The sequence below is a fragment of the Mesorhizobium sp. M7A.F.Ca.ET.027.03.2.1 genome (assembly GCF_003999175.1).
Classification (GTDB): domain Bacteria; phylum Pseudomonadota; class Alphaproteobacteria; order Rhizobiales; family Rhizobiaceae; genus Mesorhizobium.
This window is the reverse complement of the sequence record NZ_RZOM01001702.1, coordinates 1-703: the sequence shown is the minus strand read 5'-3', so window position 1 is coordinate 703 and position 703 is coordinate 1. Positions and strand designations below refer to the sequence as shown.

Below are 703 nucleotides of genomic sequence, written 5' to 3'. Positions count from 1 at the left end.
GAACTGCTTCATCTCATCATTGGCCGGCGTAGCAGAGCCGCTGTCCTCGGTAATCTAGCCGCCGCCGCCCGGCGCCAGTCCGCCGCCGCCACCCAGGATCGTCGACGGATCGAAGCCGAAATACCATCCGGCCAGCACCACCAGGATGACGAGGAAGATGCTGCCGCCGCCACCGGTGCGGCCGCCGATCGGAATGCGGAACTGGCCACCGCCGCCGCCGAGCCCGCCACCGCCGCTGCGGTCGTCCTCGATATTGTCACTCTGACGACGACCTCTCCAGAGCATGGCAACTCCTCGCGCTGCAAACTTCCCCGTTGTTGCGGGGCTCAACCCAACAAACAACTATCTCAATGGTTGCTCCAAGTCACAGCATTTTTCCAGACCGCGGCGGTTCTGGCATGACGGCCTCACCGCTCTGGCCGAGAGTGCGCAAGGCCTGTAGCATTGCTCGTGGATGGGGGATGTATTGGGCTTGAAGACGATCGGTTCGTTCCTGTCGCTGATTGCGGCGTTGTTTTGCCTCGGCACGCCGGTAGCCGGCGCGGTGACGCTCGATTCCAGCGTTGCCGTCACCGACCCCGCCACCTTGCAGGCATTGGAACGCGGCGGACTGTCGATCAGCCGCCTGCTGGGGCCAGCGCTCGGCCTGACCCGCGAGGTCGACAATCGCGGTCTGTTCTCGGTACCGGCTTTGGCGACAGTG

Annotated in this window: 2 pseudogenes; one reads left to right on the top strand and one right to left on the bottom strand. The window is 64.4% G+C overall.

Features of this window, described 5'->3' with window-relative positions:
- Positions 1-57: 57 nt before the first annotated feature.
- A pseudogene (locus tag EN750_RS37485) lies at positions 58-285 on the bottom strand (neutral zinc metallopeptidase); the annotation flags it as partial.
- A 187-nt stretch (positions 286-472) separates the two neighbouring features.
- Here EN750_RS37485 and EN750_RS37480 point away from each other — a divergent pair.
- Positions 473-703, top strand: a pseudogene (locus EN750_RS37480) (hypothetical protein); the annotation flags it as partial.